Origin of the sequence: Cognatilysobacter segetis, from assembly GCF_004359965.1 — a bacterium.
Classification (GTDB): domain Bacteria; phylum Pseudomonadota; class Gammaproteobacteria; order Xanthomonadales; family Xanthomonadaceae; genus Cognatilysobacter; species Cognatilysobacter segetis.
This window is the reverse complement of sequence record NZ_SMRQ01000035.1, coordinates 15,673-31,806: the sequence shown is the minus strand read 5'-3', so window position 1 is coordinate 31,806 and position 16,134 is coordinate 15,673. Positions and strand designations below refer to the sequence as shown.

Genomic DNA, 16,134 nt, shown 5'->3' with positions numbered 1-16,134 from the left:
GTGACCGGCGACTTCAACGCGCAGCTGCGGGTAGCGCTGCAGGATCGACACCGCCTCGTCGAGGATCGCGATCGCGTCCGGACGCAGCGTCGACTTGTCGAAGTCGAAGTTCACGCCCTTCAGGTCGATCGTCAGCGGCACCGGGCAGCCGTCCGGACCAACGGCCTGACCCGCCACCGAACCCGGGCACTTGTCGTCGCAGTTGTTCACGCCGTCGCCGTCGTCGTCCTTGTCGGCGCAGGTGGCCGGGACCGGGGCCGGGCCGACCGGGGCGACCGGCGGCGGGCCGAGCGGGATCACGACGCCGACCGACGCCAGGACGTCCTGGAACCAGTCCTCGCCATCGTCGCGCGGCGTCTCATCGTTGTAGAAGGCGCCGACGCTGTCGTTGTCCGCGTCGAGGCGGGCTGCCAGCTCGGTACGGATCTTCACGCGGCCGACGTCACCCTGCAGACCGACGCCGATCTTGCCGGCGACATGGTTGTCCTCACGCTGGCACGGGGCCTCGTTGCTGTCGCACGGGTAGCGCACGCGGAACAGCGACGGGTCATGCTCCTCTTCGGAACGCTGCCAACCCAGGCCGGCGACGACGTACGGATTCCAGTTGCGGCCTTCGGCGATGAAGTGGCGGCGAACGTCGAACGACACGCCGTACTGGCTCCACCACAGGTCCTGGTTACGCTCGGTGTGCGGGTTCTGGTAGTTGGCCTGGATTTCCCACGACCAGTTCGGGTTGATCATCTTGCCGAAGCCGATCGCACCGAAGGGCGCGTTGTTCGTGCCGCGGTCGTTGTCCTGGAGGTTCCAGCCGGCGTCGGCGCTGATGTACCAACGGTCATCGAATTCCTGCGCCTGCGCGACCTGGAGGATCGAGATACCGCCGAGCAGGGCGGCACAGAGGAGTTTCTTGTTCATTTAGTTGATGCTCCTTGGGGGATCGGGAGGGGGAAATCGCGTCAGCGTGTTCCGACCGTTCTAGACGGCTACATGAACAGAGCCATCGCCGCGGAGCCTAGAAGCGGCCCCGTGAAGGGGCTGTTAACTGTCGCCTAACAATTTGGGAAGTTCCCGACTGGCGGTAGCTCGCTCGCTTTCCATTCAAATGGAGGCGGTGGTCGGCGCTTGGATTTGCGTCGGAACCGCGGCCTGTTGCGCCTGTGATGCGCACTTCGACACCGTCATGCCGTTACGAGGCACCGCGCCTTGCCGACAGCACCGATTGCGGGCATCGTGCGCCGACCGTACGCACGCGTATTCGCCGCATGACCGCCGAGCCGGCCCACCCGCGTTACCCGCATCTGTTCGCCCCGCTCGACCTTGGCTTCTGCACCCTGCGCAATCGCGTGCTGATGGGCTCGATGCACACGGGCCTCGAGGACCACGCGCGCGACTTCCCGAAGCTCGCCGCGTATTTCGCCGAGCGCGCCGAAGGCGGCGTCGGCCTGATGGTGACCGGCGGCTTCGCGCCGAACGTACGCGGCTGGCTCAAACCGATGTCGGGCACGCTGTCGATGCCGTGGCAGGTGCCGCGCCATCGACGGGTCACGTCCGCCGTCCACGCACACGGGGCGCGCATCTGCCTGCAGATCCTGCACGCGGGCCGCTATGGCTATCACCCGCTGCAGGTCGCGCCGAGCGCGATCAAGGCGCCGATTAATCCTTTCACGCCGAAGGCGCTGGGCACGGGCGGCGTCGAGCGCCAGATCCGTGCGTTCGTGCGCACCGCGAGACTCGCGCGCGACGCCGGCTACGACGGTGTCGAGGTGATGGGTTCGGAGGGCTACCTGCTCAACGAGTTCACCGCGCCGCGCACGAATCGCCGCGACGACGAATGGGGCGGCGACGCCACGCGTCGCATGCGCTTCGCGGTCGAGATCGTGCGGCGGATCCGCGACGCCTGCGGCCCCGATTTCATCCTGATCTACCGCCTCTCCATGCTCGACCTCGTCGACGACGGCCTCGCCTGGGACGAGGTCGTGCAGCAGGCGCAGGCGATCGAAGCCGCGGGCGCGACGATCATCAACACCGGCATCGGCTGGCACGAGGCGCGCGTCCCGACGATCGCGACGTCGGTGCCCCGCGCCGCGTTCGTCGACGTCACCGCCCGCCTGAGGCCGCACGTCCGCGTGCCGCTGGTGGCGACCAACCGCATCAACATGCCCGACGTCGCCGAGCGCGTGCTCGCGAGCGGCGCGGCGGACATGGTCTCGATGGCGCGACCGCTGCTCGCCGATCCGCAGTGGGTCGCGAAGGCGCGCGCCGGCCGCGTCGACGAGATCAATACCTGCATCGCCTGCAACCAGGCCTGCCTCGACCATGTGTTCGAGAACAGGCGCGCGAGCTGCCTCGTCAATCCGCGCGCCTGCCACGAGACCGAGCTCGTCTACCCGCCCGCGCCGTCACCGAAGCGCATCGCCGTGGTCGGCGCCGGGGTCGCGGGGCTGGCCTGCGCCACCGTCGCCGCGCAGCGCGGCCACACCGTCACGCTGTTCGAGGCGGCCGACGACATCGGCGGCCAATTCAACCTCGCGCGACGCATTCCGGGCAAGGAGGAGTTCGACGAAACCGTCCGCTACTTCCGCACCCGCCTCGAGCGCGATCGGGTCGAGCTGAAGCTGGCGACGCGCGCCACGCCCGACATGCTTCACGGGTTCGACGACGTCGTGCTGGCGACGGGCGTGCTCCCGCGCGAGGTGGAGTTCCCGGGCAGCAGCGACCCGCGCGTGCTGCGCTACGACGATGTGCTCGCGGGACGGGTCGCGGTAGGACCCCGCGTGGCCATCGTCGGCGCGGGCGGCATCGGTTTCGACGTGGCGGAGTTCCTGGCGCACGAGGGCGTGTCGCCGTCGCTCGACACCGACGCGTGGCGCCGCGAGTGGGGCGTGGACACGCAGTACACCGACACCCGCGGCGGGCTGCGCGCACCCGAGCGTCCGGCGGCGGCGCGTGCGATCTGGCTTCTGCAGCGCACGCCCGGCAAACCCGGCGCGCGACTGGGCAAGACCACCGGCTGGATTCATCGCGCGAGCCTGAAGGCGCGCGGCGTGCAGGCGCTCGGCGGCGTGCAGTACGTCGGCTTCGACGACGCGGGCCTGCACGTCACGGTCGATGGCACGCCCCGCACGCTCGAGGTCGACAACATCGTGCTCTGCGCCGGGCAGGTTTCGAACAATCCGCTGGAGGCGCCACTGCGTGCGGCCGGTCGCGCCGTGCACGTCATCGGCGGCGCCGAGCTCGCCGCGGAGCTGGACGCCAAGCGCGCCATCGCCCAGGGCAGCCGCGTCGCCGCCGCGCTCTGAGGCCATGCGCGCAACCGTCCATTGCGGGCGCGCGCGTTGCGGGTGCCGCGTCATGCGGGAATAGTCGCCGTTCCGTCCAGAGGATCGAAGCATGAAGCTCTACAGCCTGCCGGGTACCTGCTCCACCGGCTGCCACATCACCCTCCAGTGGTCCGGCGCCGCGTTTTCCGTGCAAGTGCTCGCGCGCGACGAGCTCAAGTCCGACGCCTACCTCGCCATCAACGCCAGCGGCTCGGTGCCCACGCTCGTCGATGGCGACTTCGTGCTGACGCAGAACGCCGCGATCGTCGGCTACGTCGCCGACCTCAATCGCGATGCCCGGCTCGGCGGCGACGGCAGCGCACGCCAGCGCGCCGAGGCCACGCGCTGGCTCGCGTTCTGCAACGCGGACGTGCATCCGGCCTTCCACCCGCTGTTCGGCCCGGGCCGCTTCATCACCGACGAGTCGCAGTTCGAGGCGCTCAAGGACGCGGCGCGCCAGCGCCTGCGCGGGCTGTTCGAGCGCGCCGAGCGACAGCTGGAAGGCCGCGACTGGATCGCCGGTTTCCGCAGCTACGCCGACCCCTACCTGTACATCACGCTGCGCTGGGCGGCGAAGACAGGCGTCGATCTGTCGGGCTTCGACAACCTCGCGGCATTCGTGCGACGCATGGAGGCCGACGCCGGCGTGCAGGCGGCACTGAAGGCCGAAGGGCTGGCCTGACGGCCGCACCCGCCGACGACCTGCGCCTCAGCGCAGGTCGTCGCGCCAGTGCCGCGACATCTCGACGAACGCGAACGAGGCCGACCAGGCGACCATCATCAGCCCGATCAGCGCTTCGGTACCGGCGACCCACCGGATCGGCCCGCGCGGGCTCAGGTCGCCGAAGCCGACGGTCGAGTACGTCATCGCGGAGAGGTAGAAGGCGTCGAACAGCGAGGCGCGTTGTGACGCGCCCTCGATCGTGCCCGCCCCTGGCACGTGCAGGAGGAACCAGTACGCGCTGCCGAACACGAGGATCGATACCGTGTGCAGCGCGATCAGGCCGAGGACCAGGCGCAGCACCTTCCAGCGCCCGACCGGCCCGCCCGCGTCGCGACGATGCCGGTTGTAGGCGCGGCCCAGCGCGACCATGCCTTCGAAGGTGAGGTACACCACCGCGACGACGGCCACCGCCGCCGTCGCGATCGCGATGCCATGGACGAGCAGGGGCGCGCCCACGGCCACGGCTCAGCGGCGATCGATCGCCACGTACTCGCGGTCCTCGGGACCGGTGTAGTTCGCGCTGGGACGGATGATCTTGCCGTCCTCGCGCTGCTCGATGACGTGCGCGCTCCAGCCGGTGGTACGCGCGATCACGAACAGCGGCGTGAACATCGGCGTCGGGATGCCCATCATGTGATAGGCCGACGCGCTGTACCAGTCGAGGTTCGGGAACATCTTCTTGGTGTCCATCATCAGGTTCTCGATGCGCTCGGACACGTCGAACAGCGTCATGTTGCCGCCGTCCGCGCAGAGCTTGCGCGAGATTTCCTTGATGATCGGATTGCGCGGGTCGCCCACGGTGTAGACCGGGTGCCCGAAGCCGATGACGATCTCCTTGCGCTCCATGCGCGCGCGGATGTCGGCCTCCGCCTCGTTCGCCGTCGAGTAGCGGCTGATGATGTCCATCGCCACTTCGTTCGCGCCACCGTGCTTCGGCCCGCGCAGTGCGCCGATCGCGCCCGTGATGCACGAGTGCAGGTCCGACCCGGTGCCGGCGATCACGCGCGCGGTGAACGTCGACGCGTTGAACTCGTGCTCGGCGTAGAGGATCAGCGACTTGTCGAGCGCGTCCGCGTGCAGCGACGAGGGGCGCTCGCCGTGCAGCAGGTGCAGGAAGTGCGCGGCGACGGAATCATCGTCGGTCAGCGTCTCGATGCGCTCGCCATTGCGGGTGAAGTGCCACCAGTACAGCAGCATGGAGCCGAAGCTCGCGATGAGCTTGTCGGCGATGTCGCGCGCCTCCGACGCCGGATGGCCTTCGCGTTCGGGCAGCACGGTGCCGAGCACCGAGCAACCCGTGCGCAGCACGTCCATCGGGTGCGCGTTCGCGGGCACCAGTTCCAGCGCTTCCTGCACGATGGCCGGAAGCCCGCGCAGGCGCTTGAGCTTGGCCTTGTACGCGCGCAGCTGCGACGTCGTCGGCAGCGCGCCGTGCACCAGCAGGTGTGCGACCTCTTCGAACGTGGACTGGGTGGCGAGGTCCTTGATGTCGTAGCCGCGGTAATGCAGGTCGTTGCCGCTACGGCCGACCGTGCACAGCGCGGTATTGCCCGCGGCGGTGCCGGACAGGGCGACGGACTTCTTCACCTTCGGGAGCACTTGCTCGCTCATGCGTATCTTTCTCGGGTCATGGCCCGGGCTTGCGGCGCGGGCGGGAATCAGCGGCGGGCGGCATCGCCCGCCATCGGGTCCGCATTATTCGCTCTTCGACCCCGCGAACAAGCGGTCGAGCGTGTCCTCGTAGGCGTGGTAGCCGAGGAAGTCGTAGAGCTCGGCGCGCGTCTGCAGCGTGTCGACGATGTTCTTCTGCGTGCCTTCGCGGCGCACCGTCTCGTAGAAATTCAGCGCGGCCTTGTTCATCGCGCGATAGGCACCGCAGCAGTACAGCGCGATGTCGACACCCGCCTCGCGCAGCTCGTCGGTCGTGAAGAACGGCGTCGAGCCGAACTCGGTGAGGTTGGCGAGGATCGGCACCTTCACCGCGGCCTTGAACTTGCGGTAGTCGTCGAGCGACGTCATGGCCTCCGGGAAGATCATGTCGGCGCCGGCCTCGACGTAGGCCTGCGCGCGCTCGATCGCCGAATCGAGCCCCTCGACGGCGGCCGCATCGGTGCGCGCCATGATCACGAACGACGCATCGGTGCGCCCGTCGACCGCCGACTTCACGCGGTCGACCATTTCCGCCTTCGACACGACTTCCTTGCCCGGCCGGTGGCCGCAGCGCTTCTGCCCGACCTGGTCCTCCATGTGGACGGCGGCGACGCCGACGCGCTCGAAGTTGCGGATGGTGCGCGCGATGTTGAACGCGCCGCCCCAGCCGGTGTCGATGTCGACCAGCAGCGGCATCTGCGTAGCGTCGACGATGCGGCGTGCGTCGGTCAGCACGTCCTCCATCGTCGAGATGCCGAGGTCCGGCATGCCCAGCGAATTCGCGGCGACGCCGCCGCCGGACAGGTAGAGCGCCTTGTAGCCCGTGCGCTTGGCCATCAGGCCGGCGTAGGCCGTGATGGCGCCCATGACCTGCAGCGGGGATTCTTCCTGGATCGCGGCGCGGAAGCGTGCGCCGGCGGATTGATGCGTCATCGTGACCTCGTCGATTGCGGCCCGCGCGTGGCGGGCGGTGGCGACCCCGTGCGTCGCCGGACCCCCAAAGCGACGAAGGCGACCGAGGCCGCCTTCGTCTTGCGCGTTACAGCAGGTGCGCGACGCCCTGCCGCTCTTCCTCGAGCTCGGCCAGCGTCTTGTCCATCGCGGCGCGGCTGAACTCGTCGATCGGCAGGTCGCGCACCATCGTGTACTCGCCGTTCTGCGTGATCACCGGGAAGCCGTAGATCACGCCTTCCGGGATGCCGTAGCTGCCGTCCGACGGAATGCCCATCGTGACCCACTTGCCATTGCTGCCCAGCACCCAGTCACGGACGTGGTCGATGGCCGCATTCGCCGCCGACGCCGCCGAGGACAACCCGCGCGCCTCGATGATCGCCGCGCCGCGCTTGCCGACCTTCGGGATGAACTCGTTCGCGTTCCAGTCGGCGTCGTTGATCATGTCCTTCAGCGACTTGCCGTTGACCGTCGCGAAGCGGTAGTCCGGATACATCGTAGGCGAGTGGTTGCCCCACACGACCAGCTTGTCGATGTCGCCGACCGGCACGCCCGCCTTGTTCGCGAGCTGGCTCAGCGCGCGGTTGTGGTCCAGGCGCAGCATCGCGGTGAAGTTCTTCGCCGGCAGGTCCGGCGCCGACTTCATGGCGATGTAGGCATTCGTGTTCGCCGGGTTGCCGACCACCAGCACCTTCACGTTGCGCGAGGCGACCTTGTTCAGCGCCGCGCCCTGCGCGGTGAAGATCTTCGCGTTCTCGAGCAGGAGGTCCTTGCGCTCCATGCCCGGACCGCGCGGACGCGCACCTACGAGCAGCGCGATGTCGGCGTCCTTGAACGCGACTTCCGGATCGTCGGTGCCGACCATGCCGGCGAGCAGCGGGAACGCGCAGTCCTCGAGCTCCATCATCACCCCGCGCAGCGCCGCCTGCGCCTTCTCCATCGGCAGCTCGAGCATCTGCAGGATGACGGGCTGGTCCTTGCCCAGCATTTCGCCCGAGGCGATGCGGAACAGCAGCGAGTAACCGATCTGGCCGGCTGCACCGGTGACGGCGACGCGGACGGGGGTCTTCATGTACGAACTCCGTGGATCAAGCGTGGGGTTGTCGGACGAATGTTCCTGGATACCGTCGCGTTTGCCGGACGGCTTGGACGCGGAGCTGAGCGCTTCCGCGTCCATCGTTCAGACGAGCTCGGCGAAGAACTCGCGGAAGCGCGCCAGGCCCGGCAGCAGCTGGTCCGTCGGGCAGGTGTAGCTGATGCGAAGCGCGCGCGGCTCGCCGAAGGCCGAACCCGGCACGCAGGCCACGCCCTTGGCTTCCAGCAGCGCATTGCAGAAGTCGACGTCGTTGGCGATCGCGAAGCCGGTCGGCCCGTGCGTCTTGCCGAACGCGCAGCTGATGTCGGGGAACACGTAGAACGCGCCCTCGGGCCGCGGGCACACGACGCCGGGAATGCTCTGCATCACCGCGATCACCTGGTCGCGCTTGGCCTGGAACTCCGCGCACCTCTGCGTCGGCACGTCCTGCGGGCCGGTGAGCGCGGCGATCGCGGCGGCCGTCGTCACTTCGGGCAGGTTGGTGATGTGGTTCGAGTTCATCGTGACCACGGCCTTGGCCACCACTTCGGGGCCGGCCATGAAGCCCACGCGCCAGCCGGGCATGCCGTAGGTCTTGGACAGCGAGTCGATGAAGATCACGCGGTCGCGCAGCTCGGGACGGGCATGCACGAAGTTGTGGTAGCCGATGCCGTCGAACACCATGCGGTTGTAGATGTCGTCGGTGATGATCCAGGTGTCCGGATACTTCGCAACGACGTCGGCCAGCGCGGAAATCTCGTCCTTCGAATAGACCATGCCGGTCGGGTTCGACGGATTGTTGAACAGGAACACGCGCGGCTTCTTCGCGAGCGCGGCATCGAGCTGCGCAGGCGTGAGCTTGTAGTTCTGCTCGGCCGGGCACGGCAGCAGGTCGATCTTCGCGTCGAGGATCTCGGCGATGTCGACGTAGCTCGTCCAGTACGGCGTCGGGAAGGCGATGGTGTCGCCCTCGTCGAGCAGCGCCTCGCAGAGGTTGTAGATGACGTGCTTCGCGCCGACGCCGGTCGCGCAGTTGGCGCGCGTGTAGCCGGTCAGCCCGATCTCGGCCATGTGGGCGAGGAAGGCGTCGATCAGCGCGTCCGCGCCGCGATTGCTGCCGTACTGTCCGCTGTCGCGCTTGAGGGCTTCGGCGGCCGCCGCGTACACATGCGGGCCCGGCAGGAAGTTCGGGACACCGATCGAGAAGCTGATGATGTCGCGACCTTCGGCCTTCAGGCGCTTGGCCTTTTCGGCGACCTGCATGATCGCGCTGGGCTTGGCGCGACCGATGCGCGAGGCGAGCTGGAGCATCGCGGAACCTCGAGGGAATACGGCGGTGGGAGGCCGGCCGAGGCGCGACGGCGCGGGGCCGGAACAACCGCTAAATGGTATCACGTGAAACCTTTTCGGCCGGCCGGCGCCGGACGCGAAAATGCCCGCCGACCGGAGCCGGCGGGCGTCCGGGAACCGCTTACGGGCGGGCGTTGGCGTCGAGCGTCTTGTTCCACTCGGCGACGCGGTCGGCGCGGGCGGCGATCGCGGCGTCGGCATCACCCTCGATCTTGACCGAGCGGATGATGTCGCCCTGCTTCACCGAATCCACGATGTCCTGGCCTTCCAGCACCTTGCCGAAGACGGTGTGCTTGCCGTCCAGCCACGGGGTGGCGACGTGCGTGATGAAGAACTGGCTGCCGTTCGTGTTCGGCCCGGCGTTGGCCATCGACAGCACGCCGCGCTCGTGCGTCAGGCCGTTGCGGGCCTCGTCCTCGAACTTGTAGCCGGGGCCGCCGGTGCCGGTGCCCTTGGGGCAGCCGCCCTGGACCATGAAATCGTTGATGACGCGGTGGAACGACAGGCCGTCGTAAAAGCCCCGGCGCGCGAGGTTGACGAAGTTGGCGACGGTCAGCGGCGCCTTGTCGGCGGCGAGTTCGACGCGGATCGGGCCGCGGTCGGTGTCGAAATGGGCGATCAGGGACATGGAATCTCCAGGGGGGAGGTCAGCGGGAGGATTTGGAAGCGGCGGTGGCGATCGCGTAGCGGCCGAACTGCACGCCGCAGCCGACGATGCCGAGGCCACCGAGCCCGAGCAGCAGCAGGTCGGTGCCCGGCGGCAGGAACGGAGCCTCGAGGACGCCGTTGCGAAGCAGCAGCCCGCCGATGACGCAGAGCCCGGCCACGAGATCCACGACGATCAGCCAGCGCGGAAACGGCGGTACGGAGGGCTGTTCAGGCATGGCGGGCGTCTGAAGCGGCGACACCGCTATAATAGCCGGCTTCCCTTCCCTGCTTGCGCCTTAAGGCGTCTCTTCGCATGTCCATCGAACGCCTGCGCAACATCGCCATCGTCGCCCACGTCGACCACGGCAAAACCACCCTCGTCGATTGCCTCCTGAAGCAGTCCGGCACGCTCAACGAGCGCACCGTGCTCGCCGAGCGCGTGATGGACAGCAACGACCAGGAAAAGGAACGTGGCATCACGATCCTGTCCAAGAACACCGCGATCACCTGGCAGGGCAATCGCATCAACATCGTCGACACCCCGGGCCATGCCGACTTCGGCGGCGAGGTCGAGCGCGTGCTGTCGATGGTCGACTCGGTGCTGATCCTCGTCGACGCGATGGACGGCCCGATGCCGCAGACGCGCTTCGTGACGCAGAAGGCGTTCGCGATGGGCTTCAAACCGATCGTCGTCGTCAACAAGATCGACCGCCCGGGCGCGCGGCCGGACTGGGTGATCGACCAGGTCTTCGACCTGTTCGACAAGCTCGGCGCCACCAACGAGCAGCTCGACTTCCCGATCGTGTACGCGTCCGCGCTGCACGGCTATGCCAGCCTCGACGACTCCGCGCGCAGCGGCGACATGACCCCGCTCTACGAAGCGATCATGAAGCACGTCGAGCCGCCGAAGGTGGATCCGGACGGCCCGTTCCAGATGCGCATCAGCCAGCTCGACTACAGCAACTTCGTCGGCCTGATCGGCATCGGCCGCATCCAGCGCGGCAAGGTGCGCACCAACATGCCGGTGAGCGTGGTCGACCGCGAAGGCAAGAAGCGGCAGGGCAAGGTGCTGCAGGTGCTCGGCTTCATGGGCCTCGAGCGCATCGAGGTGCCGGAAGCGGAAGCCGGCGACATCATCGCGATCTCCGGCGTGCAGGACCTCAGCATCTCCGACACCGTATGTGCGCTCGACGCGCCGGAAGCGCTGCCGGCGCTCACCGTCGACGAGCCGACGATCTCGATGACCTTCCAGGTCAACAACTCGCCGGTCGCCGGTAACAAGGACCTGTCGGGCGGTAAGTTCCTGACGAGCCGCCAGCTGCGCGAACGCCTGGAGCGCGAGACGCTGCACAACGTCGCGCTGAAGGTCGAGGAAGGCTCCGACCCGGACAAGTTCCTCGTGTCGGGCCGCGGCGAGCTGCACCTGTCGGTGCTGATCGAGAACATGCGCCGCGAAGGCTACGAGCTCGCGGTGTCGCGCCCCGAGGTGATCATCAAGGAGATCGACGGGCAGCTGATGGAGCCGGTCGAGCAGCTCGTCGTGGACGTCGAGGAGCAGCACCAGGGTGGCGTGATGGAGAAGCTCGGCATCCGCAAGGGCCAGCTCAAGAACATGGAGTCCGACGGCAAGGGTCGCGTGCGCCTCGACTACATGATCCCGGCGCGCGGCCTGATCGGTTTCCAGAACGAGTTCCGCACGCTGACCCAGGGTTCGGGCCTGCTGTTCCACGTGTTCGACCATTACGGCCCGAAGGAACAGGGCGCGATCGCCAAGCGCATCAACGGCGTCATGATCGCCAATGCCGCGGGCGCCACGCCGGCCTATTCGCTCGGTCCGCTGCAGGAACGCGGCCGCCTGTTCGCGGCCGAAGGCGACATGGTCTACGAGGGCCAGCTGATCGGCATCCACTCGAAGGACAACGACCTCACGGTCAACGCGATCAAGACCAAGCCGCTCACCAACATGCGCGCTTCGGGCAAGGACGACGCGATCCAGCTGAGCCCGGCAATCAAGTACTCGCTCGAGCAGGCGCTGGACTTCATCGAGGACGACGAGCTCGTGGAAGTCACGCCGAAGGAAATCCGCCTGCGCAAGAAGCTGCTGACCGAGAGCGAGCGCAAGACGGCGTCGCGCAGGGGCTGACTCGGTAAACTCGCGCCGGTGAAGGATCGCCCCGCCCGTCCCTACAACCCGAATCCGCGCGCCCACCCCGGGCTGCGCGCGATCGCGCTGGTGGAAGCGGCCAAGGGGCTGATCGCACTGGCCACCGCGAGCGGGCTCGAGATCCTCGGGCCCGCGCCGCTGCGCGGCTTCGTGCATGCGCTCATTCGCCACTTCGAGCTGAGCACCACCGAAGGGCCGCTGGTCTGGCTCGCGAATGCGATCAACGCGGGCGCCGTGCACGCCACGGCCGCCATCGCGGGCGTCTACGGGCTGTTGCACGTCATGGAGGCCTGGGGCCTGTGGCGGGACAAGGTCTGGGCGTCCTGGCTCGGCTGCATCGCCGCCGCCATCTATCTTCCGTTCGACCTGTACGCGCTGTGGCACCACCCGGGCTGGGTGGCGACCGCGGTGCTCGTGGTGACCCTCGTCATCGTCTACGTCCTGGCCCGCGACCTCGTGCGCCGGCGCCGGCGCCCCTTGCCCGGCTGATCGCGCCGACGGATGCTTGGGCGTCTCCCGCCCCGGACTCCGTCATGCGTCGCGCCCTGCCCGTTCTCGCCTTCGGTTTCGTCCTGGCCACCGCGGCCGGATGCGCGTCCACGCCTGTCGCCGACGCCGCCAGCGCACCGGCGGCACCGCCCCCGGTCGCGCACGCGGCGTTCGCGTTCGAGGAAGCGGACGTCGCGACGCTGTCGGCGCGCATGGCTCGTGGCGAGCTCACCAGCCATGCGCTGACACAGGCCTATCTCGACCGCATCGCCCTGGTCGACGTCGCGGGACCGCGGCTCAACTCGATCGTCGCGCTCAATCCGCAGGCGCTCGCCGAGGCCGACGCGCTCGACGCCGAGCGCCGCGCCGGCCGCATCCGCGGCCCGCTGCACGGCATCCCGGTCCTGCTCAAGGACAACATCGATGCGCGACCCATGGTCACGACCGCCGGGTCGCTGGCGCTGGCCGATCACCTGCCCTCGCGCGATGCGTTCCTCGTGGACCGGCTGCGCGCGGCCGGTGCGGTAATCCTCGGCAAGACCAACCTCAGCGAGTGGGCGAACTTCCGCTCCACGCGCTCGATTTCAGGCTGGAGCGGCGTCGGCGGGCAGACCCGCAACCCGTACGCGCTCGATCGCAATCCCTGCGGCTCCAGCTCCGGCAGCGGTACCGCGGTGTCGGCGAACCTGGCCGTCGTGGCCATCGGCACCGAGACCGACGGCAGCATCATCTGCCCCGCCTCCGTGGCTGGCATCGTCGGCCTGAAGCCGACCGTCGGGCTCGTGAGCCGCCACGGCATCGTGCCGATCTCCGCCAGCCAGGACACCGCCGGCCCGATGACGCGCAGTGTCGCCGATGCCGCGGCCGTGCTGGCCGCGATCGCCGCACCGGATGCGTCGGACCCGGCCTACGGCGGCGCGAAGCGTCCGGCCCCCGTCGACTACCTCGCCCATCTCAAGCCCGACGCGCTGAAGGGTGCACGCATCGGCGTGCTCCGCGCGAGCGCGGGCTACCACCCGGACGTGGACGCCGCGTTCGATCGCGCCGTGGCGGCGTTGAAGGCCGGGGGCGCGACCGTGGTCGACGCGACGATCCCGACCGCAGGTAAGTGGGACGAGGCCGAGAACACCGTACTGCTGTCGGAGTTCAAACCCGGCCTCGAGGCCTACCTGGCCGACAGCGGCGCGCCGGTGCGCCGCTTCGAGGATCTCATCGAATTCAATCGCAGCCATGCCGCGCAGGAGATGCCGTACTTCGGACAGGAGCTGTTCGAGCAGGCAGTGAAGGCACCGTCGCTGCAGTCGGCGAAATACCGCACGGCGCGCGACCGTGCGCGGCGCCTCGCCGGTCCGGAGGGCATCGATGCCGCGCTGCGCAGGCAGCATCTGGATGCGCTGGTCGCGCCGTCGACCGGCCCGTCCTGGCGCACCGACACGATGCTGGGCGACCACTTCACCGGCGCGGGCTACGGCGCGGCAGCGGTGGCCGGTTACCCCAGCATCACCGTGCCGATGGGCGATGCGCGTGGGCTGCCGCTGGGCCTCGTCTTCCTGGGCGGCAAATGGGCCGAGCCACGCCTGATCGAGCTCGCCTATTCGTTCGAGCAGGCGACGCATTCGCGTCGTCCGCCGCAGTTCCTGCCGACCATCGACGAACCGGCACCCCGCGCGGCCCGCTAGAGCCGGCGACGCCGCAGGACATGCACGGCGTTGACGATCGCGAGCCCCGTCGTCAACGCTGCGGGTAGCGATAGGGCCGCGTAACCGACCCGCGCGAACGCCAGCGCGGCAGCAAGGCCGCCCGCGAAGAAGCCCGCGATCACCACGGTGCACAGCAGCAGCCGGCGCGGATGCACGGGCGCGCGCCGCAGCACATGCCCCAGCGCGATGCCGACGTCGGTGAACATGCCGGACACGTGGCTCGTACGCACGACGGCGCCGCTGTAGCTCGTCGTCATCGCGTTCTGCAGGCCGCAGGCCGCCGCGGCGAAATGCAGGGCAGCCGCACCGCCGTTAGCGAAGTGCCACTGGGCCGCGAACATCAGCGCTGCCACGCCCAGCAGCAGCGCGCTCTGCCGCTTGCCGAGGTGCAGCGGGTCGCCTGGAATCACCGCGCCGCTGATGGCCGCCCCGGCCACGAATGCCAGCGCCACGCCGGCATAGCGTGCGATCTCCGCCGTCTTCCCGGCTGCCACCGCAGTGGCCAGCAGGGACGTCGTTCCCGTGAGGTGCGAGACCGCCTGGTGCGCCGCACCGAGCAGGCCGATGGCATTAACGGCGCCGGCGTCGAACGCCAGCAACCACGCCACCGGCCAGACCCACCCCGGCAGCCGCGTGATCACCCGTCGCGAAGCCTCCGTCGCGACGCGGCCATCAGAGCGGCGCGCTCAGCTGGTTCTGCTTGCGCACGATCAGCATCGCCACCTCGAGCGCCTGCTCGTAGTTCAAGCGCGGATCGACGCAACTGCGGTAGGCGCGCTCGAGGTCGATTTCGGTCAGTTCGCGCGCACCGCCGAGGCATTCGGTGACGTCCTCGCCCGTGAGCTCGAGATGCACGCCGCCCAGGCGCGTCCCGGCCGCGGCGTGCAGGTCGAAGGCCTGCTCGACCTCGCTCGCGATGTTGGCGAAGCGGCGCGTCTTGTAGCCGTTCGCGGTGGATTCGGTATTGCCGTGCATCGGGTCGCAGACCCACAGCACCCGGCGGCCGTCGCGACGCATCGCCTCCAGCAGCGGCGGCAGCTTGGATGCGATGTGCGGCGCGCCCATGCGGTGGATGAAGGTCAGGCGGCCCGGCTCGTCTTCCGGATTGAGCACGTCCACGAGCCGCAGCAGCTGGTCCGGCGTGACCGACGGGCCCACCTTCAGCGCGATCGGGTTGCGGATCCCGCGCAGGAACTCCACGTGCGCGCCGTCGATCTGCGCCGTGCGCATGCCGATCCACGGATAGTGCGTGCTGAGGTCGAACCAGCCCCAGTTGCGCGGCACCTGCCGCGTCAGCGACTCCTCGTACGGCAGCAACAGGGCTTCGTGCGACGTGTAGAAGTCGACGCGGTTGAGGTTGTGCACCTCCTCGCCCGACAGGGTCTCCATGAAGCGCACCGCATCGCCGATCGCGGCGACCATGCGACGGTACTCATCGGCGAGCGGCGAATGGCCGACCCAGCCGAGATCCCAGTATTCGGGGTGATGCAGGTCGGCGAAGCCGCCGTCGATCAGCGCGCGGACGAAGTTCATCGTCATCGCCGACCGCGCGTGCGCCTTGATCATGCGGCGCGGATCGGGACGTCGCGCCTCGGCGGTGAACGCAGGACCGTTCACGATGTCGCCGCGATAGCTCGGCAGGCTAAGGCCGTCCACCGTCTCCATGTCGGCTGAGCGCGGCTTCGCGTACTGGCCCGCGAAACGTCCGACGCGCACCACGGGCTTGCGCATGCCGTGCACCAGCACGAGCGACATCTGCAGCAGCACCTTCAGGCGGTTGGAGATCACGTCCGACGAGCATTCGTCGAAGCTCTCCGCGCAGTCGCCGCCCTGCAGCAGGAAGCGCCGGCCCTCCTGCGCCTCCGCCAGCTGCTGCTTGAGGCTCAGGATTTCCCACGAGGTGACGAGCGGCGGCAGGCGGCTGAGCTCGCCGAGCGCGGCATCGAGCTCGACGGCATCGTCGTAACGCGGCATCTGAACCGCGGGGCGCGCGCGCCAGGAGCGCACGTTCCACTCGTGCGGCAGCGACACGGCCTGCAGGTTCGACTCGTTGATGGGCATTG

At 68.8% G+C, this 16,134-nt stretch carries 15 protein-coding genes; 5 read left to right on the top strand and 10 right to left on the bottom strand.

The features are described from left to right. Nucleotides 1–915 (bottom strand): outer membrane beta-barrel protein (locus E4F61_RS09360; protein ID WP_133479401.1); only part of this gene is annotated, 915 nt, incomplete at its 3' end. Nucleotides 916–1,262: 347 nt separating this feature from the next. Between E4F61_RS09360 and E4F61_RS09355 the strand changes: the two genes are divergently transcribed. Both E4F61_RS09355 and E4F61_RS09350 read left to right on the top strand, forming a co-directional pair. Then, nucleotides 1,263–3,299 carry an NADPH-dependent 2,4-dienoyl-CoA reductase gene (locus tag E4F61_RS09355; protein ID WP_133479400.1) on the top strand — a complete coding sequence of 679 codons (2,037 nt, stop codon included), beginning with the start codon at nucleotides 1,263–1,265 and terminating at the stop codon, nucleotides 3,297–3,299. 91 nt (nucleotides 3,300–3,390) lie between these two features. Beyond that, entirely contained in the window at nucleotides 3,391–4,002 is a 612-nt protein-coding gene (locus E4F61_RS09350) for a glutathione S-transferase family protein (protein WP_133479399.1), read from the top strand. A 27-nt stretch (nucleotides 4,003–4,029) separates the two neighbouring features. Here the strand turns inward: E4F61_RS09350 and E4F61_RS09345 are convergent, their stop codons facing one another. The 7 genes from E4F61_RS09345 to E4F61_RS09315 all read right to left on the bottom strand — a co-directional run bounded on the left by E4F61_RS09345 (nucleotide 4,030) and on the right by E4F61_RS09315 (nucleotide 9,954). Beyond that, nucleotides 4,030–4,500, bottom strand: coding sequence for a potassium channel family protein (locus E4F61_RS09345; protein WP_133479398.1), 471 nt, complete (start codon nucleotides 4,498–4,500; stop codon nucleotides 4,030–4,032). A gap of 9 nt (nucleotides 4,501–4,509) precedes the next feature. After that, nucleotides 4,510–5,655 (bottom strand): bifunctional 2-methylcitrate synthase/citrate synthase, encoded by a 1,146-nt coding sequence (prpC, locus tag E4F61_RS09340; RefSeq protein WP_133479397.1) that lies wholly within the window; start codon nucleotides 5,653–5,655, stop codon nucleotides 4,510–4,512. Between the two features lie 84 nt (nucleotides 5,656–5,739). Continuing rightward, on the bottom strand, nucleotides 5,740–6,627 hold the full coding sequence (gene prpB, locus E4F61_RS09335; RefSeq protein WP_133479396.1) for a methylisocitrate lyase: 888 nt from the start codon (nucleotides 6,625–6,627) through the stop codon (nucleotides 5,740–5,742). Nucleotides 6,628–6,733: 106 nt separating this feature from the next. Beyond that, nucleotides 6,734–7,717 (bottom strand): malate dehydrogenase, encoded by a 984-nt coding sequence (locus E4F61_RS09330; protein ID WP_133479395.1) that lies wholly within the window; start codon nucleotides 7,715–7,717, stop codon nucleotides 6,734–6,736. Between the two features lie 108 nt (nucleotides 7,718–7,825). Beyond that, nucleotides 7,826–9,031 (bottom strand): aminotransferase class I/II-fold pyridoxal phosphate-dependent enzyme, encoded by a 1,206-nt coding sequence (locus E4F61_RS09325; protein ID WP_133479394.1) that lies wholly within the window; start codon nucleotides 9,029–9,031, stop codon nucleotides 7,826–7,828. A 160-nt stretch (nucleotides 9,032–9,191) separates the two neighbouring features. Continuing rightward, nucleotides 9,192–9,698: a peptidylprolyl isomerase gene (locus tag E4F61_RS09320; protein ID WP_133479393.1), complete on the bottom strand. Its 507-nt coding sequence runs from the start codon at nucleotides 9,696–9,698 to the stop codon at nucleotides 9,192–9,194. Between the two features lie 19 nt (nucleotides 9,699–9,717). Continuing rightward, a complete protein-coding gene (locus E4F61_RS09315; protein WP_133479392.1) occupies nucleotides 9,718–9,954 on the bottom strand; it encodes a hypothetical protein in 237 nt (78 codons plus the stop codon). A 77-nt stretch (nucleotides 9,955–10,031) separates the two neighbouring features. Here E4F61_RS09315 and typA point away from each other — a divergent pair, with 77 nt between their 5' ends. The 3 genes from typA to E4F61_RS09300 are packed head-to-tail and all read left to right on the top strand — an operon-like array spanning nucleotide 10,032 to nucleotide 14,050. Next, the gene (gene typA, locus E4F61_RS09310) at nucleotides 10,032–11,861 is read left to right on the top strand and encodes a translational GTPase TypA (protein WP_133479391.1); all 1,830 of its coding nucleotides are present in this window, start codon (nucleotides 10,032–10,034) and stop codon (nucleotides 11,859–11,861) included. An 18-nt stretch (nucleotides 11,862–11,879) separates the two neighbouring features. Further along, complete coding sequence (locus E4F61_RS09305; RefSeq protein ID WP_133479390.1) at nucleotides 11,880–12,371, top strand: DUF2127 domain-containing protein; 492 nt, start codon at nucleotides 11,880–11,882, stop codon at nucleotides 12,369–12,371. A 44-nt stretch (nucleotides 12,372–12,415) separates the two neighbouring features. Further along, nucleotides 12,416–14,050 (top strand): amidase, encoded by a 1,635-nt coding sequence (locus tag E4F61_RS09300; RefSeq protein ID WP_133479389.1) that lies wholly within the window; start codon nucleotides 12,416–12,418, stop codon nucleotides 14,048–14,050. On the opposite strand, the gene E4F61_RS09295 is transcribed toward E4F61_RS09300, so the two are convergent. Together E4F61_RS09295 and E4F61_RS09290 are read right to left on the bottom strand one after the other, a co-directional pair. Then, complete coding sequence (locus E4F61_RS09295) at nucleotides 14,047–14,712, bottom strand: YoaK family protein (RefSeq protein WP_133479388.1); 666 nt, start codon at nucleotides 14,710–14,712, stop codon at nucleotides 14,047–14,049. The genes E4F61_RS09300 and E4F61_RS09295 overlap by 4 nt on opposite strands. 31 nt (nucleotides 14,713–14,743) lie before the next feature. After that, nucleotides 14,744–16,132, bottom strand: coding sequence for a class II 3-deoxy-7-phosphoheptulonate synthase (locus E4F61_RS09290; protein WP_133479387.1), 1,389 nt, complete (start codon nucleotides 16,130–16,132; stop codon nucleotides 14,744–14,746). Nucleotides 16,133–16,134: the final 2 nt, after the last annotated feature.